At 67.8% G+C, this 18,666-nt stretch carries 18 protein-coding genes; 16 read left to right on the top strand and 2 right to left on the bottom strand.

Translation table 11 applies throughout. From position 1 onward, the window contains the following. The first annotated feature begins 129 nt into the window (after window positions 1–129). The 5 genes from ACG0Z3_RS20420 to rodA all read left to right on the top strand — a co-directional run bounded on the left by ACG0Z3_RS20420 (window position 130) and on the right by rodA (window position 6,014). Window positions 130–1,173 (top strand): rod shape-determining protein, encoded by a 1,044-nt coding sequence (locus tag ACG0Z3_RS20420; RefSeq protein ID WP_268166557.1) that lies wholly within the window; start codon window positions 130–132, stop codon window positions 1,171–1,173. Window positions 1,174–1,286: 113 nt separating this feature from the next. Further along, window positions 1,287–2,291, top strand: a complete 1,005-nt coding sequence (gene mreC, locus ACG0Z3_RS20415; RefSeq protein WP_394401096.1) for a rod shape-determining protein MreC — start codon at window positions 1,287–1,289, stop codon at window positions 2,289–2,291. Beyond that, window positions 2,288–2,809 (top strand): rod shape-determining protein MreD, encoded by a 522-nt coding sequence (gene mreD / locus ACG0Z3_RS20410; protein ID WP_394401094.1) that lies wholly within the window; start codon window positions 2,288–2,290, stop codon window positions 2,807–2,809. Before mreC ends, mreD begins: the two co-directional genes overlap by 4 nt. Before the next feature lie 8 nt (window positions 2,810–2,817). Continuing rightward, window positions 2,818–4,863: a penicillin-binding protein 2 gene (gene mrdA / locus ACG0Z3_RS20405; RefSeq protein ID WP_394401092.1), complete on the top strand. Its 2,046-nt coding sequence runs from the start codon at window positions 2,818–2,820 to the stop codon at window positions 4,861–4,863. Next, window positions 4,860–6,014 carry a rod shape-determining protein RodA gene (rodA, locus tag ACG0Z3_RS20400; protein ID WP_394401090.1) on the top strand — a complete coding sequence of 385 codons (1,155 nt, stop codon included), beginning with the start codon at window positions 4,860–4,862 and terminating at the stop codon, window positions 6,012–6,014. The genes mrdA and rodA overlap by 4 nt, the downstream gene beginning before the upstream one ends. 31 nt (window positions 6,015–6,045) lie before the next feature. On the opposite strand, the gene ACG0Z3_RS20395 is transcribed toward rodA, so the two are convergent. Both ACG0Z3_RS20395 and ACG0Z3_RS20390 read right to left on the bottom strand, forming a co-directional pair. After that, window positions 6,046–7,551: a sensor histidine kinase gene (locus ACG0Z3_RS20395; protein ID WP_394401087.1), complete on the bottom strand. Its 1,506-nt coding sequence runs from the start codon at window positions 7,549–7,551 to the stop codon at window positions 6,046–6,048. Next, complete coding sequence (locus ACG0Z3_RS20390) at window positions 7,551–8,222, bottom strand: response regulator (RefSeq protein WP_394401084.1); 672 nt, start codon at window positions 8,220–8,222, stop codon at window positions 7,551–7,553. Before ACG0Z3_RS20390 ends, ACG0Z3_RS20395 begins: the two co-directional genes overlap by 1 nt. A gap of 148 nt (window positions 8,223–8,370) precedes the next feature. Between ACG0Z3_RS20390 and recA the strand changes: the two genes are divergently transcribed. The 11 genes from recA (at window position 8,371) to ACG0Z3_RS20335 (ending at window position 18,654) form a co-directional block, all read left to right on the top strand. Continuing rightward, on the top strand, window positions 8,371–9,414 hold the full coding sequence (gene recA / locus ACG0Z3_RS20385) for a recombinase RecA (protein ID WP_394401082.1): 1,044 nt from the start codon (window positions 8,371–8,373) through the stop codon (window positions 9,412–9,414). Between the two features lie 25 nt (window positions 9,415–9,439). Continuing rightward, window positions 9,440–9,973, top strand: coding sequence for a regulatory protein RecX (locus ACG0Z3_RS20380; RefSeq protein ID WP_394401080.1), 534 nt, complete (start codon window positions 9,440–9,442; stop codon window positions 9,971–9,973). A gap of 177 nt (window positions 9,974–10,150) precedes the next feature. Further along, entirely contained in the window at window positions 10,151–10,723 is a 573-nt protein-coding gene (locus ACG0Z3_RS20375) for a DUF2889 domain-containing protein (RefSeq protein WP_394401078.1), read from the top strand. A 25-nt stretch (window positions 10,724–10,748) separates the two neighbouring features. Continuing rightward, on the top strand, window positions 10,749–11,909 hold the full coding sequence (gene sucC / locus ACG0Z3_RS20370) for an ADP-forming succinate--CoA ligase subunit beta (protein ID WP_394401075.1): 1,161 nt from the start codon (window positions 10,749–10,751) through the stop codon (window positions 11,907–11,909). 19 nt (window positions 11,910–11,928) lie between these two features. Further along, window positions 11,929–12,822 carry a succinate--CoA ligase subunit alpha gene (gene sucD, locus ACG0Z3_RS20365; protein WP_394401073.1) on the top strand — a complete coding sequence of 298 codons (894 nt, stop codon included), beginning with the start codon at window positions 11,929–11,931 and terminating at the stop codon, window positions 12,820–12,822. Window positions 12,823–12,906: 84 nt separating this feature from the next. After that, a complete protein-coding gene (locus ACG0Z3_RS20360; protein ID WP_394401070.1) occupies window positions 12,907–14,040 on the top strand; it encodes a serine/threonine-protein kinase in 1,134 nt (377 codons plus the stop codon). Then, window positions 14,037–14,834, top strand: a complete 798-nt coding sequence (locus ACG0Z3_RS20355) for a Stp1/IreP family PP2C-type Ser/Thr phosphatase (RefSeq protein WP_394401067.1) — start codon at window positions 14,037–14,039, stop codon at window positions 14,832–14,834. Before ACG0Z3_RS20360 ends, ACG0Z3_RS20355 begins: the two co-directional genes overlap by 4 nt. A gap of 49 nt (window positions 14,835–14,883) precedes the next feature. Beyond that, entirely contained in the window at window positions 14,884–15,549 is a 666-nt protein-coding gene (locus ACG0Z3_RS20350; RefSeq protein ID WP_394401065.1) for an FHA domain-containing protein, read from the top strand. Window positions 15,550–15,705: 156 nt separating this feature from the next. Then, complete coding sequence (locus ACG0Z3_RS20345) at window positions 15,706–16,491, top strand: MBL fold metallo-hydrolase (RefSeq protein WP_394401063.1); 786 nt, start codon at window positions 15,706–15,708, stop codon at window positions 16,489–16,491. Window positions 16,492–16,734: 243 nt separating this feature from the next. Continuing rightward, window positions 16,735–17,199 carry a pilin gene (locus ACG0Z3_RS20340; protein ID WP_394401060.1) on the top strand — a complete coding sequence of 155 codons (465 nt, stop codon included), beginning with the start codon at window positions 16,735–16,737 and terminating at the stop codon, window positions 17,197–17,199. An 81-nt stretch (window positions 17,200–17,280) separates the two neighbouring features. Further along, window positions 17,281–18,654: an O-antigen ligase family protein gene (locus ACG0Z3_RS20335; RefSeq protein ID WP_394401057.1), complete on the top strand. Its 1,374-nt coding sequence runs from the start codon at window positions 17,281–17,283 to the stop codon at window positions 18,652–18,654. The last annotated feature ends 12 nt before the right edge of the window (window positions 18,655–18,666 follow it).

The following is an 18,666-nucleotide window of genomic DNA, read 5'->3' as shown; positions in this document are numbered from 1 at the left end:
CGCCCATCTTGCAAGCCTTCGAGGCTGCCCGCTTCGCGATGCATTCCGTCGCGGCCCGGGCGGCCTCGCTGCTTATTCAGCCCCCGATTTCAAGCCGCGCCCTGCCGGCGAGGCTCCCCGCGCCACACCATGTTCGCCTCCCTGCGCCGTTACTTCTCCACCGACCTGGCCATCGACCTCGGCACCGCCAACACCCTGATCTACGTGCGCGGCAAGGGCATCGTGCTGGATGAGCCCTCGGTCGTCTCCATCCGCCACGAAGGCGGCCCTAACGGCAAGAAGACCATCCAGGCCGTCGGCCGCGAGGCCAAGGCCATGCTGGGCAAGGTGCCCGGCAACATCGAGGCGATCCGCCCGATGAAGGACGGCGTGATCGCCGATTTCGTCGTGACCGAACAGATGATCAAGCAGTTCATCAAGATGGTCCACGACAGCAAGACCTTCAAGCCCAGCCCGCGCATCATCATCTGCGTGCCCTGCGGCTCCACGCAGGTCGAGAAGCGCGCCATCCGCGACGCCGCACTGGGTGCCGGCGCCAGCGAGGTCTATCTGATCGAGGAACCGATGGCTGCGGCCATCGGCGCCGGCCTGCCGGTGGCAGAGGCCTCGGGCTCCATGGTGGTGGACATCGGCGGCGGCACGACGGAAGTCGGCGTCATCTCGCTGGGCGGCATGGTCTACAAGGGCTCGGTGCGCGTCGGCGGTGACAAGTTCGACGAATCCATCATCAACTACATCCGCCGCAACTACGGCATGCTGATCGGCGAGCAGACCGCCGAAGCCATCAAGAAGAACATCGGCAGCGCCTTCCCGGGCTCCGAGGTCAAGGAGATGGAGGTCAAGGGCCGCAACCTCGCCGAGGGCGTGCCGCGCAGCTTCACGATCTCGTCCAACGAGATCCTGGAAGCCCTGACTGACCCGCTGAACCAGATCGTCTCCGCCGTGAAGAACGCGTTGGAGCAAACGCCGCCCGAGCTGGGCGCCGACATCGCCGAGCGCGGCATGATGCTGACCGGTGGTGGCGCGCTGCTGCGCGACCTGGACCGCCTGCTGTCCGAGGAAACCGGCCTGCCGGTGCTGGTGGCCGAAGACCCGCTGACCTGCGTGGTGCGCGGCTGCGGCATGGCCCTGGAGCGCATGGAGCGCCTGGGCAGCATCTTCACCTCTGACTGATGTGAGCACCCGGTCTCGGAGTACCGAGCCCACCCTCCGAGAAGGTCGTCAGCCGCCTTGGGGCGGCCCGGCTCTCGGCTGACAGCCGCGCGCATCACCCCCTTCTTTCTGCGATGCCCCTCGGCACCCTCGACCGCAACCCGCCGCCGCTGTTCCGCCAGGGGCCGTCGGCGCTGACCAAGCTCGCGCTGTGTTCGGCACTGGCGCTGCTGCTGATGGTGGCGGACGCGCGCTTCAAGCTCATGCACCCGGCCCGCAGCGCGCTGGCACTGGTGCTGCAGCCCGTGCAGCGCCTGCTGCTGACGCCCGTGGATGCCTGGGAGAAGGCCGGCGACTACCTGCGCGGCACCCAGCGCGCGATGGCCGCCGAGGACCTGGCCAAGCGGCAGCTGGCGCAGCAGGCCGAGCGCCTGGCCCGAGTGGCCGCGCTGCAAGCCGAGAACGACAGCCTGCGCAAGCTGCTGGCGCTGCAGCCCGCGCTGGTCGTGCCGTCGCTGGCCGCCGAGGTGCTGTTCGAGGCGCCGGATCCGTTCTCGCGCCGCGTCGTCATCGACCGCGGCGCCACGCAGGGCGTGAAGGCCGGCTCACCGGTCATCAACGAGGCCGGCGTGCTGGGCCAAGTGACGCGCGTGTACCCGCTGTCCGCCGAGGTCACGCTGCTGACCGACAAGGACGCCGCCATCCCGCTGCTGAACGCGCGCACGCAGATGCGCAATGCGGCCGCCGGCCGCGCCGACGGCAGCGGCATGGAGCTGCGCTTCCTGGCCGCCAACGCGGACATCAAGGTGGGTGACGCCATGATCACGTCGGGGCTGGACGGCATCTACCCGCCAGGCCTGCCGGTGGCGCGCGTCGCAGCCGTGGAGCGGCGTGGCGACTCCAGCTTCGCGCAGGTGCAGCTCGCCCCCGTCGCGCAGCCCGACAGCGCCCGCCACGTGCTGGTGCTGCTGCCGATGGACCGCCATCTCGCGGCCAGGCACGAGGCCGAGGTTGCGGCGGCGGCTGAGGCCGCTTCGGCTGCTGAGGCCAAGGCCAACGCCCGTGCCGCGAAGAAGGCCGAGCGCGCCGAGAAGGCCGCCGAGAAAGCGGCCGCCAAGGCCTCGGGAGCCACGCCATGATCATGCCGCGCGCAGCCGAAAAGCTGCTGCTCCCCGCCAACCCCTGGTTCATCGGCTTCTCGCTGCTGCTCGCCTTGCTGGTCGACATGGTGCCGCTGGGCCGGCTGGCCTGGATGCCGGACCTGCTGGCCGTGGTGCTCGCGTTCTGGGGCGTGCACCAGCCGCGCCGCGTGGGCGTGCTATGGGCGTTCGCGTTCGGGCTGCTGATCGACGTGCATGACGGCGCGGTGCTGGGCCAGCACGCGCTGGCCTACAGCGCGCTGAGCTTCGGCGCGATCTCGCTGCACCGGCGCATGGCCTGGTTCAGCCTCGCCGGCCAGGCGGTGCAGATCCTGCCGCTGTTCGTGGCCGCGCATGTGCTGACACTGCTCGTGCGCATGGCTGTGGGCGGCATGTGGCCGGGCTGGGACGTGCTGCTGGCGCCCTTCCTGGAGGCCGCGTTGTGGCCCGTCGCGAGCGCGCTGCTGCTCGCGCCGCAGCGCCGCGCGCCGGACCGCGACGCGCATCGGCCGCTCTGAGCGCATCCGTGGTCGTCCTGAAGAACCTGCACCAGGAGCTGGCGCGCTTTCGCGCCCGGGTGCTGGCGGCGGGCGCCTTCGTGTTGTTCTGCTTCGGGCTGCTGGTGGCGCGGCTGGTGTGGCTACAGATCATGCAGCACGACAGCCTGGCCGAGCGGGCCGAGTCCAACCGCATCGCCGTCGTGCCCATCGTGCCCAACCGAGGCCTCATCAAGGACCGCCACGGCGTCGTGCTGGCCAGCAACTACTCGGCCTACACACTGGAGATCAACCCGGCCAAGGTGATCGACATGGACGCGACCATCGAGCAGCTCGGTCAGTTCATCGACATCCAGCCGCGCGACAAGCGCCGCTTCAAACGCCTGCTGGAAGAGGCCAAGCACACCGACTCCCTGCCCATCCGCACCAAGCTGACGGACGAGGAGGTCGCGCGCTTCACGGCGCAGCGCTTCCGCTTCCCCGGCGTGGAGATCAAGGCGCGGCTGTTCCGCTCCTACCCGCTGGGCGAGGTCGGCTCGCACCTGATCGGCTACATCGGCCGCATCAACCAGGCCGAGAAGAAGGCCATGGACGACTGGGAAGAAGAAGACCTCGCCAACTACCGCGGCACCGAGTACATCGGCAAGCTAGGGCTGGAGCAGGCCTACGAGCGTGAGCTGCACGGGCTGACCGGCTTCGAGCAGGTCGAGACCAGCGCCGGTGGCCGCGCGGTGCGCCGGCTGGACCACCGCCCGCCCACGCCCGGCAACACGCTGAACCTGTCCATCGACATCAAGCTGCAGGCGCTCGTCGAACAGCTGTTCGGCGAGCGGCGCGGCGCGCTGGTGGCCATCGACCCGCGCAACGGCGAGGTGCTGGCCTTCGTGTCCAAGCCCACGTTCGACCCCAACCTCTTCGTCGACGGCATTGACGCCGACAGCTGGCGCGAGCTCAACGAGGACATCGACAAGCCGCTGCTGAACCGCGCGCTGCGCGGCACCTACCCTCCAGGCTCCACCTTCAAGCCGCTGATGGCCATGGCCGCGCTGACCAGCGGCAAGCGCGGGCCGCATGTCGTCATCCAGGACAACCTGGTCTACAGCTTCGGCGGCCGCAGCTTCGGCAGCCCCGAGGCCGACCGGCCCGGGCCCAAGGACATGCGCGCGGCCATCGTGTCGTCCAGCAACGTCTACTTCTACGACCTCGCCAATCTGATGGGCGTGGACCTGATCCACCAGGAGCTGTCGCCGTTCGGCCTGGGCAGCCGCACCGACATCGACCTGCAGGGCGAGGTGACCGGCGTGCTGCCGTCCACCGAGTGGAAGCGCACCGACCGGCGCTTCAAGACACCGGAGCAGAAGCGCTGGTATGCCGGTGAGACCATCTCGTTAGGCATCGGCCAGGGCTACAACAACTTCACCATGCTGCAGATGGCCAATGCCTATGCCACGGTGGCCAGTGGCGGCCAGCGCTTCAAGCCGCGGCTAGTGCGCGAGATCGAGGACGTGGCTCGCCACGAGCAGCGCCGCATCGCCAGCGACGCGCGCGAGCCGCTGCCGCTGAAGGCCGCCGACGTCGGCGTGATCCTCAACGCGATGAACGGCGTGACGCTGGAAGGAACCTCGCGCCAGGTCTTCATGGGCGCGACCTACCAGAGCGGCGGCAAGACGGGCACGGCCCAGGCCGTGGGCCTGCGCGCCGGCGAACGCTACAGCGCCATCAAGGCCGACGAACGCAAGCGAGACCACTCGCTCTACGTCGCCTTCGCGCCGCTGGAGCAGCCTAGCGTGGCGCTGGCTGTCATCGTCGAGAACGCGGGCTGGGGCTCGGCCGCGGCCGCGCCCATCGCACGCCGCGTGTTCGACTACCTGCTGACCGGCACCTACCCCAGCGAGGAAGACATCGCCAAGACGCAGCTGGGCCAGACCTTCGCCCCCATCGGCACGCCGCGCCGCGCGGCCGACGTGCCGCTGCCTGGCCAAGCGGCCTCGGCACCGGCCACACCAGCCTCCGCCGCCTCCGCCGCCTCGGCCGCTGCCGCCGCGTCCACACCCGCCCGGGGAGCCTCGCGATGACCGTCATCGAACGCCCGCCGCTGCTGAGCCGGCTCAAGCCCTGGCTCCGCGGCTTCGACGTCCCGCTGCTGCTGGTCATCCTGTGGCTGTGCGGCTGGGGCCTGCTGTGCATGTACTCGGCCGGTTACGACCACGGCACCCGCTTCGTCGACCACGCCCGCAACATGGCGCTGGCCCTGGGGCTGATGCTGATCGTGGCGCAGGTGCCGCCGCAGCGGCTGATGGCACTGGCCGTGCCCGTGTACACGCTGGGCATCGCGCTGCTGATCGCGACGGCGCTGTTCGGCATCTCCAAGAAGGGCGCGACGCGCTGGCTCAACATCGGCATCACGCAGATCCAGCCGTCCGAGCTGCTCAAGCTGGCCACGCCGCTGATGCTGGCCTGGTGGTTCCAGAAGCGCGAGGGCATCTTGCGCTGGCCGGACTTCATGGCCGCGTTCGCGCTGCTGCTGCTGCCCTTCCTGCTGGTGGCCAAACAGCCTGACCTGGGCACCGGCATCCTCGTACTGGCCGCCGGCCTGTACGTGATCTTCTTCGCCGGCCTGCCGTGGAAGCTCATCGCCCCGGCCTTCGTGCTGGCCGCCGCCGGCATCACGACGCTGGTGCTCAGCGAGGAGCGCATCTGCCAGCCCGACGTGACCTGGCCGGTGCTGAAGGAGTACCAGCGCCACCGCGTCTGCACGCTGCTGGACCCGTCCAAGGACCCGCTGGGCAAGGGCTTCCACATCATCCAGGGCGAGATCGCCATCGGCTCCGGCGGCATGACGGGCAAGGGCTTCATGCAGGGCACGCAGACCCACCTGGAGTTCATCCCCGAGCGCACCACCGACTTCATCTTCGCGGCCTTCGGCGAGGAGTTCGGCTTCCTCGGTGCGATGGCACTGCTGGCCGGCTTCACGGCGCTGATCCTGCGCGGGCTGATGATCGCGTCCGACGCGCCCACGCTGTTCGGCCGCCTGATGGCCGGCGCGGTGACGCTGTCCTTCTTCACCTACGTGTTCGTCAACATGGGCATGGTCAGCGGCATCCTGCCGGTGGTGGGCGTGCCGCTGCCCTTCATCAGCTACGGCGGGACGGCCATGGTGACGCTGGGGCTGTCGCTGGGCATGCTGATGTCCATCGCGCGGGTCAAGAAGCTCGTCAAGACCTGACACTGCGCGGCAGCCCGCCGGTCAGACCCGCTCAGGGCGCCTCCAGCGCGCGCACCTGGGCCTTGAAGCGCACCGTGAAGCGCGCCCCCGGGCCCTGGCCGTCGGGCGACTCGCCGCCCGCCGCGCGGCGCACGCGGGTGTCGTCCAGCATCAGCTCAGCGTCATGCTGCTGCACGATCTCCTTGACGATGGCCAGCCCCAGCCCGGAGCCCTCCACGCCGCTGCCCAGCGCCCGATAAAAGGGCTGGAACACCTTCTCCCGCTCGGCCGGCGCGATGCCAGGGCCGGTGTCCTCCACCTGCAGCACGACGACTTGGCCGAAGGGGTCTTCCACCACACGCACCGTCACCACGCCACCGGCCGGCGTGTACAGCAGCGCGTTGTCGACCAGGTTGCGGATCAGCTCGCCGATCAGCACCGGCTGGCCCTGCACGCACAGGCGGCTGTCGTCCGGCACGACGCCGTCGTAGCCCAGGTCAATGCGCCGCTCCAGCGCGCGCGGCACGAAGTCGCGCACGGTGTCGATGGCGATCTCGGCCAGGTTGACCGGCTCGCGACGCAGCGCCTGCTCCACATCCTCCGCGCGCGCCATGGCCAGCAGCTGGTTGACCATGTGCGCCGCGCGCTCGCTGGCCTTGGCAATCTGCGCCAGCGAGCGCTTGAGCTCGCCCGGGCTGGAGCGGCCCGCGTCGATCTCGCGCTGCACCAGCTCAGCCTGCGTGCGCAGGCCGGCCAGCGGCGTCTTCAGCTGATGCGCCGCGTCGGCCAGGAAGTGCTTCTGCCGGCTCATCGACGAATCCAGCCGCGCCAGCAGGTCGTTGATGGCGCGCACCAGCGGCGCCACCTCGTCGGGCACGCGCTGCTCGTCGATGGGCGACAGGTCCGAACTCTCCCGCGAGCGGATGCGCCGCTGCAGTTCGTTCAGCGGCGAGATGCCGCGCGCCAGCGCCAGCCACACCAGCAGCACCGCCAGAGGCAGGATCACGAACTGCGGCAGGATGACGCCCTTGATGATCTCGTTGGTCAGCCGCGAACGCTTGCCCAGCGTCTCGGCAACCTGCACCAGCATCAGCCGGCCCGGCGCCACCTCGCCCTCGGGCGCCACCCACAGGTAGGCCACGCGCACGCCGTCCGTGCCCACCTCGTCATCACGGAAATGCAGCTCCCAGGGCGCGATCGGCCCGTCCGGCGTGGGCACGGGCAAGGTCGCATCACCGCTGAGCAACTCGCCCCGCAAGCCCAGCACCTGGTAGAAGACCGTGTCCGATGCATCTACGCGCAGCAGCGCTGCGGCCTCTGGTGCCAGCGCGTAGCGATCCCGCCCGCGACTGGGCGCCTCCACCGAAGCCACCTGCTGGCCCAGACTGCGCGCCATCTCGCCGAGCTCGCGGTCGTAGGGCCGGCTGGCGATGCCCTGCGCCACCAGCCAGGTCAGCGCCACGCTGATCGGCCAGATCAGCAGCAGCGGCGCGAGCATCCAGTCCAGGATCTCGCCGAACAGCGAGCCCTGCTGGGGGCTGGCGCCCTCCTTGGCCATCAGGACGAGATCTTCTCGAGGCAGTAGCCCAGGCCACGCACGGTCGCGATGCGGATCGGCCCCTGCTCGATCTTCTTGCGCAGCCGGTGGATGTAGACCTCGATCGCGTTGTTCGAGACCTCTTCACCCCATTCGCACAGGCGCTCGACGAGCTGATCCTTGCTGACCAGCCGCCCGGCTCGCTGCAGCAGCACCTCCAGCAGCGACAACTCGCGCGCCGACAGCTCCAGCATCTGGTCGTTGATGTAGGCCACGCGGCCGGTGGCGTCGAAGCTCAGCGGCCCGTGCTTGATAACACTGCTGGCCGTGCCCAGGCCGCGGCGCGTCAGCGCCCGCACGCGGGCCTCCAGCTCCTGCAGCGAGAACGGCTTGGCCATGTAGTCGTCGGCGCCCAGGTCCAAGCCCTTGACGCGCTGCTCGACGCTGTCGGCCGCGGTCAGGATCAGCACAGGCATCGTCGACCCGCGAGCGCGCAGCTTGCGCAGCACCTCCAGCCCATGCAGGCGCGGCAGGCCCAGGTCCAGAATCACCAGATCGAACTCATGGGTCGCCAGGGCCGTGTCGGCCTCCGTGCCCGACATCACCCGGTCCACGGCATAGCCCGAGGCCCGCAGCGCGCGCAGCAGGCCATCGGCCAGCACTTGGTCGTCTTCCGCAATCAGGATGCGCATGGTCTTGTCTCCTCGCCCGATGTTAGGCGGTGCGCCCATGGCTCACGTCATGAGCCACCCATCGCCGATGATTCATCAAGCCTGGGGACAAACCACTGTACAAACATACATATTGCCCCATAATTCATTCCATTCTCTGGAGAACCACATGGACGCCCCCGTCAAAGCCCTGAACACCGAAAAAGCCAAGGCCCTGCAAGCCGCCCTCGCGCAGATCGAGAAGCAGTTCGGCAAGGGCTCCATCATGCGACTGGGCGAGGGCGAGGCGCTGGAAGACATCCAGATCGTCTCCACCGGCTCGCTGGGGCTGGACATCGCGCTGGGCGTCGGCGGCCTGCCGCGCGGCCGCGTCATCGAGATCTACGGCCCCGAGTCCTCCGGCAAGACGACGCTGACGCTGCAGGTCATTGCCGAGATGCAGAAGCTCTCCGGCACCTGCGCCTTCATCGATGCCGAGCACGCGCTGGACATCCAGTACGCGCAAAAGCTGGGCGTCAACCTGACCGACCTGCTCATCAGCCAGCCCGACACCGGTGAACAGGCCCTGGAGATCGTCGATGCGCTGGTGCGCTCCGGCTCCGTGGACCTCATCGTCATCGACTCGGTCGCCGCGCTGACGCCCCGGGCCGAAATCGAAGGCGAGATGGGCGACCAACTCCCCGGCCTGCAAGCCCGCCTGATGAGCCAGGCCCTGCGCAAGCTGACCGCCACGATCAAAAAGACCAATTGCACGGTCATCTTCATCAACCAGATCCGCATGAAGATCGGCGTCATGTTCGGCTCGCCCGAAACCACCACCGGCGGCAATGCGCTGAAGTTCTACGCCTCCGTGCGCCTGGACATCCGCCGTATCGGCTCCATCAAGAAGGGCGAGGAAGTCATCGGCTCCGAGACCAAGGTCAAGGTCGTCAAGAACAAGGTCAGCCCCCCGTTCAAGACGGCCGAGTTCGACATCCTGTACGGCGAGGGCATCAGCCGCGAGGGCGAGATCGTCGACATGGGCGTGCTGCACAAGATCGTCGACAAGTCGGGCGCCTGGTACGCCTACAAGGGCGAGAAGATCGGCCAGGGCAAGGACAACGCCCGCGAGTTCCTGCGCGAGAACCCCGACATCGCCCACGAGATCGAAAACCGCATCCGCGAGGCCGTGGGTGTTGCGCCTCAGGCGGCGTCGGCCGCCGGCGACGAGTAAACACAAGCCCAGTCTCGCGGGCACTATGGCGACACGCGCGCCCCTGTCACTGAAGGCGCGCGCCATCGGGCTGCTGGCCCAACGGGAACACAGCCGGTCTGAACTGCGGCGCAAACTGCTGCGCATCCAGCAGCAATTGGCCCGGCGGGCAGCCTCGTCGGAGAGCACTTCTTTCCGAGATGACAGCGACGTGCCAGGCGCCGGGGACGACGCTGCGCCTGACGCCGACTTCACCGCCATAGTCGACCCGCTGCTCGACCAGTTGGCGGCCGAGGCTTACCTCGACGAAAGCCGTTTCATCGAGTCGCGACTGCATGTGCGCGCCAATCGCTTTGGCACGCAGCGCATCCAGCAGGAACTGGCCCGCCACGGGCTGAAACTGGATGCCGAACAACAGGTCGCGCTGCGTGAAACCGAGTTGGAACGCGCCCGCGAGGTCTGGCACAAGCGCTTCGGGGCCATGCCGTCTCGCGACACCCTGGAGCTGGCGCGCCAGACGCGTTTCCTGCTGACCCGCGGATTTGCCCCCGATTTGGTGCGCCGCTTGCTCAAGGGTTGAGGCCGGCTTGACGGCGCGCAGATCGGCATTTTTCCCCAGCGTGCTACATTGCTGGTTGCCGCCAAAACGGCGGTTCATCCGGTTACACACCTCCCAGCTCCTTGGCAAAGTGGCCCTGAGAGCCGGTCCCACCGCCGTACCCCGGCACTGGCCGGGTTGTTTCGCCCGCCCTGCTGCATGCCCCCCGCCCACCCGTCCATCACGCGCCGCCCGCTGCATCGCCGCGCCCTCGATGTGCAGGTGTTCGCGCGCGATGACGGCCTGTTCGACGTCGAAGCCAGCCTGAGCGACACCAAGTCGCACGACGTTCCGCTGGCCGGCAGCACCCGCAAGGCCGGCGACCCCATCCACGAGATGCAACTGCAGCTGACCGTGGACGCCCAGCTGACCATCACGGCGGCCGCCTCCGACACGCGCTGGATGCCCTACGCCCCCGCATGCGGCGAGCACGGTGATGCCTATGCACGCCTTGTCGGTCTGAACCTGATGAAGGGCTTCCGCCAGGCCGTGACCGACCGCCTGGGCGGCACGCAGGGTTGCACCCACATCACCGAGCTCTGCCAGATCCTGCCGACCGCCGTCATCCAGGCGCTGGCAGGGTCGGTCATCGACACCCGCGAGGGCGATGCCGCCGGCAACCCGCCCTACCAGCTCGACCGCTGTCATGCCCTGCGCCGGGACAGCGCCACCGTCGCCCAGTTCTATCCCCGCTGGCACCTGTCCGCAGCGCCAGCCTCGACCGCTTCCTGACTCCCCCGACCCGAAAGACCCAGCCATGAAAATCCACGAATACCAGGGCAAAGAAATCCTGCGCCAGTTCGGCGTGCCGGTGCCGCGCGGCATCCCGGCCTTCACCGTGCAGGAAGCCGTTGAAGCGGCCCAGAAGCTGGGCGGCCCGGTCTGGGTCGTGAAGGCACAGATCCACGCCGGTGGCCGCGGCAAGGGCGGCGGCGTCAAGGTCGCCAAGACCATCGACGACGTCAAGGAAAAGGCCGAAGGCATCCTGGGCATGCAGCTCAAGACGCACCAGACCGGCCCGGAAGGCCAAAAGGTTCGCCGCCTGTACATCGAAGACGGCGCTGACATCAAGAACGAGCTGTACGTCTCGTTGGTCACCGACCGCGGCACTCAGAAGGTGGCCTTCATCGCCTCGAGCGAAGGCGGCATGGACATCGAAGAAGTGGCCCACAGCACGCCCGAGAAGATCATCACCGAGATGATCGACCCGCTGGCCGGCCTGACCGAAGCCCAGTCGCGCAAGATCGCTGCCGCCATCGGCCTGACCGGCGGCTCCATCGACCAAGCCGTCGACATCTTCGCCAAGCTCTACAAGTGCTATATGGAGACGGACGCGTCGCTGGTGGAAATCAACCCGCTGAACTGCGACTCCAAGGGCAACCTGATGGCCCTGGACGCGAAGTTCAACTTCGACGCCAACGCACTGTTCCGCCACCCCGAGATCGTCGCCTACCGCGATCTGGACGAAGAGGACCCGGCTGAAGTCGAAGCCTCCAAGTTCGACCTGGCCTACATCTCGCTGGACGGCAACATCGGCTGCCTGGTGAACGGCGCCGGTCTGGCCATGGCCACGATGGACACCATCAAGCTGTTCGGCGGTGAGCCGGCCAACTTCCTGGACGTCGGCGGCGGCGCCACGGCCGAGAAGGTCACCGAAGCCTTCAAGATCATGCTGAAGAACCCGGAAGTCAAGGGCATCCTGGTCAACATCTTCGGCGGCATCATGAAGTGCGACACCATCGCCGAAGGCGTCATCACCGCCTGCAAGGCCGTGAACCTGTCCGTGCCGCTGGTCGTGCGCATGAAGGGCACCAACGAAGAACTGGGCAAGAAGATGCTGGCCGAGTCGGGCCTGCCCATCATTGCGGCCGACACCATGGCCGAAGCCGCGACCAAGATCGTCGCCGCCGTCAAGTAAAGCCCAGGAGTTCCACACCATGTCGATCTACATCAACAAAGACACCAAGGTCATCACCCAGGGCATCACTGGCAAGACCGGCCAGTTCCACACGCTGGGCTGCCAGGCCTATGCCAACGGCAAGAACGCCTTCGTCGCGGGCGTGAACCCGAAGAAGGCAGGCGAGAAGTTCTCCGAGATCCCCATCTACGCCACCGTCAAGGAAGCCGCCGGCCAGACCGGCGCGACCGTCTCGGTGATCTATGTGCCGCCCGCCGGCGCCGCTGCCGCCATCTGGGAAGCCGTTGAGGCCGACCTGGACCTGGCCATCTGCATCACGGAAGGCATCCCCGTCCGCGACATGCTGGAAGTGCGCAACAAGATGAAGGCCAAGGAAGCCGCCGGCGGCAAGCGCACGCTGCTGCTGGGCCCCAACTGCCCGGGCCTGATCACGCCGGAAGAAATCAAGATCGGCATCATGCCGGGCCACATCCACCGCAAGGGCCGCATCGGCGTCGTGTCGCGCTCCGGCACTCTGACGTATGAAGCCGTGGCACAGCTGACCGAACTGGGCATCGGCCAGTCGTCGGCGGTCGGCATCGGTGGCGACCCGATCAACGGCCTGAAGCACATCGACGTGATGAAGGCCTTCAACGACGACCCGGACACCGACGCCGTCATCATGATCGGCGAGATCGGCGGCCCGGACGAGGCGGAAGCCGCGCGCTGGTGCAAGGCCAACATGAAGAAGCCCATCGTCGGCTTCATCGCCGGTGTCACCGCCCCTCCCGGCAAGCGCATGGGCCATGCCGGCGCGCTGATCTCCGGCGGTGCCGACACAGCTGATGCCAAGCTCGCCATCATGGAAGAGTGCGGCTTCACGATCACGCGCAACCCGTCCGAGATGGGTCGCCTGCTCAAGGGCCTGCTGTAAGCTGCACCTCGCGCTCAAGCTCGAAAGCCGCTGGGAAACCAGCGGCTTTTTTCTTGGTCGGTCCAGCCCCCTAAGATGTTCACCATGGCTAGCGGCAAACCTGGGTTCTGGCAGCGCCTCATCGGGCGTGCGGGCGACGAGGCCGTGCCCAGCGAACTGTCCACGCTGCCCCTTGTGCAGCAAACCCAGGCGCCGGGCACATCTGCCGCGTCGGTCAAACCGGCGCCCGCGCCCCCCGAACTGCACGACTTCGAACTCGGCGCCGAAATCGGCCGCGGTGCCATGGCCATCGTCTACAAGGCCACACAGCGCTCCACCGGTCGGCAGGTGGCCGTCAAGCGGCTGGCGCTGAGCCGCGAGTTCTCGGCCGAAGACCTGGTCGATGTGCGCGAGCGCTTCATGCGCGAAGCCCGGGCCGCGCGGCAACTGGAGCACCCGGACATCCTGCAGGTGGTCGACGCCGGCCAGGACGGCCGCGATGCCTGGATCGCACTGGAGTACGTGCTGGGCCGCGACCTCAGCCTCTTCACCAAGCCCGGCCAGCTGCTGCCCGTGCGCGAAGTCGTGCAGCTCGGCGCGCGGCTGGCGCGTGCGCTGCATTACGCCCACAGCCGCAGCGTCGTCCACCGGGACATCAAGCCCGCCAACGTGATGCTGGACCGCGTCAACGGCAGCCTCAAGCTGATGGACTTCGGCATCGCCCGCGTCGGCGACGGCAGCCGCACGCGGACCGGCCTGGTGCTGGGCACGCCGTCCTTCATGTCACCGGAGCAGCTGGCAGGCCTGACGGTCGACGGGCGCAGTGACCTGTACTCCCTGGGCGTGCTGCTGTATCAGCTGCTGACCGGCGTGCTGCCACACCAGAGCGACTCCATGGCAAGGCTGATGCAGCAGATCGCCACCGAGTCCGCGCCCGACGTGAGGATTCACCGCCCCAGCCTGCCCGAATCGCTGGCGCTGGTGCTGACCGTGGCCCTGGAGAAGCGCCCGGAGCTGCGCTACCCCAGCGGGGAACAGATGGCGCGCGACCTGGAGGCTGTGCTCATCATGGACCTGCAGGCCGAGCCGGCCGCCAGCGAACCCGGGGCCGCCCGTCCCCAGGATGAAGCCTTCGCACAAACACTGCGCTTGACGCCAGAGGAAGCAGGGCAGAATCGCCGCTCCTCCGCGCCTGCCGGCGAGCCCCACGAGCCCCAAGACCCCGCCCGAGCCTCATGATCCTGGAGTTCTTCAGCGCCACCGACGTGGGCCGCGCGCGCGACAACAACGAAGACTCGGTCGCGCTGGACGAAGCCGCCGGCCTGGCGGTGCTGGCCGACGGCATGGGTGGCTACAACGCCGGCGAGGTCGCCAGCCAGATGCTGACCGGCTTCATCAGCACCGAGCTCGGGCGCTGGCTCAAGGACGCCGGCCGCGAGGCCCGTGCCGGAGAAGTCAAGCGCGCGATGGACATCTGCGTGGACAACGCCAACCGTGCCATCTTCAACGCCGCCAACACCAACCCGCAGTACGCCGGCATGGGCACGACGCTGGTGCTGGGCGTGTTCCGCCCCGAAGGCCTGCTGCTGGGCCACGTCGGCGACTCACGCGGCTACCGTCTGCGCGCCGGCCAGTTCACCCAGATCACGCGCGACCACTCGCTGCTGCAGGAACAGATCGACGCCGGCCTGTTGACCGTAGAAGAGGCGGCCTACTCCACCAACAAGAACCTCGTCACGCGCGCCGTGGGTGTCGAAGACACAGTTCTGATGGAGTTGCACCTGCACGAGGTGCAAGCGGGCGACACCTACCTCTTCTGCTCCGACGGCCTGTCCGACATGCTGCCGGACGACAGCATCGCTGCGTTGCTCAATGCGCACGCAACGCTGCCGGAGGCGGCGCAGGCACTGATCAATGCGGCCAATGACCATGGCGGCCGCGATAACATCGCTCTCATCCTGGCCCGCGCGGAGGGCCGTCAACGCACCGAAGGGCGGGGCTGGTGGCCCTTCGGACGGCGTGGCGGCAACTGACATCCCCGCCTGAGAGTCGCGGCACGAACAACAGAACTTGAGGTCATTCATGGGCAAACTGGTGGTTTCGCTCGACGGCGTCGTGATCAAGGAGGTGCAGATCACCAAGGACAAGACCACACTGGGTCGGCGTCCCTACAACGACATCGTCATCGACAACCTGGCCGTCTCGGGTGAGCACGCCGTGCTGCAGATGGTGGGCAACGACGTCTTCATCGAAGACCTCAACTCCACCAACGGCACCTACATCAACGGCAAGGCGATCAAGAAGCAGCTGCTGGCGGACAACGACACCGTCGAGATCGGCAAGTACAAGATCAAGTTCCTGCTCAATGACGGCGGCGACTACGAGAAGACCATGATCCTCAAGCCGGGCGCGGCCGTGCCCGGCCTCGGCGGCAGTGCCGGCACCGGCTCCTCCTTCGGCGGCCTGGGCGGTGGCGCTCCCGCCGTCGGCCCCGCAGCCATCAAAGTGCTGACCGGCGCGGCGGCGGGCCGCGAGGTCGCGCTGACCAAGGTCGTCACAACGCTGGGCAAGCCCGGCGTGCAGGTGGCCTCCATCACCAAGCGCCCCACCGGCTATGTGTTCGCCCACGTCGAAGGCGCCCAGCGCCCCAGCGTCAACGGCATCCCGCTGACCGGCGAATCCATGGCGCTGCGCACCGGCGACCTCATCGAACTGGCCGGCACGCAGATGCAATTCGTGCAGGGCTGAGGGCGCACGCCGCCAGCCCCAGCGGCGGCGTGACATCCTCACGCCGGGGATGGCCCCAACCCGGTATTCCGACCGACAGCCCCCGGGGACGGGTGCGTACATTCTTGGCTCCACCTCGCACACTGCGAGGCCACCGATCCCGAGCCACCGCACCGCATGAACATCCGCGTCCTGGGCTGCTCCGGCGCCATCGCCGCCGGCTGCAAGACCACTGCCTTCCTGCTGGACGACGATGTCCTCATCGACGCCGGTACCGGCGTGGGCGACCTGCCGCTGGACGCGCTGGCCGCCATAGACCACATCCTGCTCACGCACTCCCACCTGGACCATGTGCTGGGCATCCCGCTGCTGGCCGACGCCGTGCTGCGCCTGCGCGCTGCGGCCGGCCGCCCGCCCATCCAGGTCCACGCGCTGCCCGAAACCCTGGCCGCGCTGCAGCAACACGTCTTCAACGGCGCCATCTGGCCCGACTTCACCCGCCTGCCCAGCCGCGAGGCCCCGGTGCTGAGCCTGCACCCCTTCCAGGTGGGCGACCGGCTTGCACTGGGCGGCCGCTTCGTGGAGGTGCTGTCGGCGGTCCACACCGTGCCCGCCGTCGGCTTTGCCGTGGACGGCGGCCCGGCCAGCGGCCACGCACACTGGGTGTTCACCGGCGACACCGGCCCCAACCCGGCCTTGTGGCGCCGGCTGGCGGAACTGCGGCTGTCCCACCTCGTCATCGAGACCGCGTTCAGCGACGACGAGATCGCGCTGGCCCATGTCAGCCAACACCTGTGCCCCACCGACCTCGGCCAGGAACTGAGCCACCTCGACGGCAGCGTGGATGTGCGCATCACGCACATCAAGCCCGGTGAGATGGATGCCGTCATGCAGGGCGTGCAGCGGCTGGACAGCCCACACCGCATCTCCGCCCTGCAGGCGGGCCAGGTGATGTCGCTGTAACAGCGCGTGAGCTCGGTTACACCCACGGCGCTTCGGCGCCGTTTTTCATGCCTGACGTTTCTTGCCCCAATCCGCCCATCTGACAAAACGCGGCAGCGCGAAGTGACGATTTTTGTCAGCGCCCGCCGAACTGGGCCGTCAATCGTGCGCTTTTGCACGCGCCCAGGCCCTCAAAAAGCTGGCACGCGCCCTGCATTCAAGGGGACTGTCCTCACCCCCAACCCCTCTCCCTGGAGTACTGACATGCAACTGAACGCACGCACCCAAGCCCAGAAGGGCTTCACCCTGATCGAACTGATGATCGTCGTGGCCATCATCGGCATCCTGGCCGCTGTGGCGCTGCCGCAGTACCGCACCTACACGTCGCGCGCCAAGGCGGCCAACGCGATCACCGTGGGCGATGCGTACAAGAGCGCTGTCGCGCTGTGCATCCAAGAAAAGGGCGGTGTCAAGACCGGCTGCAACCTCAGCACGAATGGCATTCCCGCTACCGTGGCTACCAAGGAAGTCGCTTCGGTGGCCGTGGTAGACGGCGACATCACCCTGACGCTGAATGACATCGGCAAAGACACCGCTGGCAAGACGATCACGTTCAAGGTCGCGAACGTCGTCGGCGACGCCGTGATCTGGAACACCGATACGACCATCACTGGTACCGACAATACGGTTCTCATCGAATCGCTCAAGAAGAACAACGCCGGCACCTGACCTGCCGAGGTTTGAAACAGAAAAGGGGCTTAGGCCCCTTTTTCAGTTTTACAGCGCCGCCGCGCCACGTCACTACCAACCATGGAACGCGACACGCCCGCCACTGCAGCGCTTGCCGCCAGCATCACCTATCTGGCTGTCGCGCCACTGCTGCCGTTTGCGGTCTCCAGCCACGACGGCAGCCGGCTCCTGCAAGTGGGCTTGCTGGCTGTCGTGACCAGCCTCGCCCTGTTCTCGCCGGCGGTACCTGAATGGACGAAGCACCGGTCACTATTGGGCTGTGGCGCCGCCAGCCTGACTCTAGCGCTAGGGTCGCTACTGACGGCAGCGCAGTTCGGCGCTGCGGCTCAAGAGGTGGCGCTGCTGTTGGGCTTGGCCGTCGTGGCACGCCAGGCGTACCGCGCGGCACGAAGCGCGGCGGTCGGATGGGTCTACGACGCGCTGCTAGCCGCTAGCTGCGCGTACTTCACGTTGACCCTCGGCATCTATGCTGCAGCGCTCGCCGAAGGGGCGCCGCTGAACGCGCGCATGCTGCATCTGGGCTTCGACAACCCACGCTTCTTCAACCACGCCCAGACGCTGGCTGTGCCTGTGCTGCTGGGCTGGTCTGTGGCAGCCCCTGGCCAAAAGCGGCGACGTGTTGCGCTGGGCGTGGCATCGCTGCACTTCGCCTGGCTGTTCATGGACCTCGCGCGGGCCAGCCTGCTGGCGCTGGCTGTCGCCGCCGTCTGGTGCGCATGCGTCGGGGCCACGGCCCTGTGGCGCCGACTGGCACTGAGCGCGCTGCTGGGGGCGGGGCTGCATCTGTCGCTCTTCGTCGCCTTGCCGCGCTTGCTGAACCGGAACTGGGCAGGCCAGTTCGCGAGTGTGCAAGAGCTCGGCAGCAGTCATTCCCGCGACCTTCTTCTGTCTGCGGCGCTGGAACAGATCCAGGCCCACCCGTGGCTCGGCGCCGGCCCCATGCATTTCGCCGCGCTGGCTCACCCGAAAGGCGCGCACCCACACAACCTCTATCTGCAATGGGCTGCCGAGTTCGGGCTGCCGTCGCTGCTCCTACTTCTGGCCCTGCTGCTGCTGCCGCTGTGGCGGGCCTCGACAACGTTACGGCAGACCCGCTCGACACAACACGGAATGACAGCTGCGCTGGGCGCCGCGATCGTCGCCGCCTTGGTGGATGCGGGTTTCTCAGGCAACTTCGTGATGCCGGTATCGCAGGTCTGGATCGCGTTGGTTTATGGGTTACTGTGGGCCGAACTCCCGCACACGACGGCCCTGTCGCAGCGCAGGCGCGCAAGCCTGCTGCCCATGCTGCCGCTGATGACGGTGCAGCTCTGGCTGGCAGCCGTGACCTGGCAGCAATGGCAGTACGATCCGCCGCGCATTTCCGACCTCAGCCCGGTCACGACTGCCGACCAGAAGCCGCGTCCGCGGTTCTGGCAACAAGGCTGGCTCTGAGGCGGCCGCTAT

It is taken from the genome of Pelomonas margarita, assembly GCF_043555875.1.
In the GTDB taxonomy this organism is placed as follows: domain Bacteria; phylum Pseudomonadota; class Gammaproteobacteria; order Burkholderiales; family Burkholderiaceae_C; genus Pelomonas; species Pelomonas margarita.
Note: the sequence above shows the minus strand (reverse complement) of the source record. Positions and strands in the feature narration are given on the sequence as shown.

Bases quoted from the DNA above. Each gene is read 5' to 3' on its own strand.
- rodA (WP_394401090.1), top strand. From the start codon at position 4,860: ATGACCGTCATCGAACGCCCGCCGCTGCTGAGCCGGCTCAAGCCCTGG.
- ACG0Z3_RS20360 (WP_394401070.1), top strand. From the start codon at position 12,907: ATGGCTAGCGGCAAACCTGGGTTCTGGCAGCGCCTCATCGGGCGTGCG.
- sucD (WP_394401073.1), top strand. From the start codon at position 11,929: ATGTCGATCTACATCAACAAAGACACCAAGGTCATCACCCAGGGCATC.
- ACG0Z3_RS20355 (WP_394401067.1), top strand. From the start codon at position 14,037: ATGATCCTGGAGTTCTTCAGCGCCACCGACGTGGGCCGCGCGCGCGAC.
- recA (WP_394401082.1), top strand. From the start codon at position 8,371: ATGGACGCCCCCGTCAAAGCCCTGAACACCGAAAAAGCCAAGGCCCTG.
- sucC (WP_394401075.1), top strand. From the start codon at position 10,749: ATGAAAATCCACGAATACCAGGGCAAAGAAATCCTGCGCCAGTTCGGC.
- ACG0Z3_RS20395 (WP_394401087.1), bottom strand. From the start codon at position 7,551: ATGGCCAAGGAGGGCGCCAGCCCCCAGCAGGGCTCGCTGTTCGGCGAG.
- ACG0Z3_RS20350 (WP_394401065.1), top strand. From the start codon at position 14,884: ATGGGCAAACTGGTGGTTTCGCTCGACGGCGTCGTGATCAAGGAGGTG.
- ACG0Z3_RS20340 (WP_394401060.1), top strand. From the start codon at position 16,735: ATGCAACTGAACGCACGCACCCAAGCCCAGAAGGGCTTCACCCTGATC.
- mreD (WP_394401094.1), top strand. From the start codon at position 2,288: ATGATCATGCCGCGCGCAGCCGAAAAGCTGCTGCTCCCCGCCAACCCC.
- ACG0Z3_RS20390 (WP_394401084.1), bottom strand. From the start codon at position 8,222: ATGCGCATCCTGATTGCGGAAGACGACCAAGTGCTGGCCGATGGCCTG.
- ACG0Z3_RS20335 (WP_394401057.1), top strand. From the start codon at position 17,281: ATGGAACGCGACACGCCCGCCACTGCAGCGCTTGCCGCCAGCATCACC.
- ACG0Z3_RS20345 (WP_394401063.1), top strand. From the start codon at position 15,706: ATGAACATCCGCGTCCTGGGCTGCTCCGGCGCCATCGCCGCCGGCTGC.
- ACG0Z3_RS20375 (WP_394401078.1), top strand. From the start codon at position 10,151: ATGCCCCCCGCCCACCCGTCCATCACGCGCCGCCCGCTGCATCGCCGC.
- ACG0Z3_RS20380 (WP_394401080.1), top strand. From the start codon at position 9,440: ATGGCGACACGCGCGCCCCTGTCACTGAAGGCGCGCGCCATCGGGCTG.
- ACG0Z3_RS20420 (WP_268166557.1), top strand. From the start codon at position 130: ATGTTCGCCTCCCTGCGCCGTTACTTCTCCACCGACCTGGCCATCGAC.
- mreC (WP_394401096.1), top strand. From the start codon at position 1,287: ATGCCCCTCGGCACCCTCGACCGCAACCCGCCGCCGCTGTTCCGCCAG.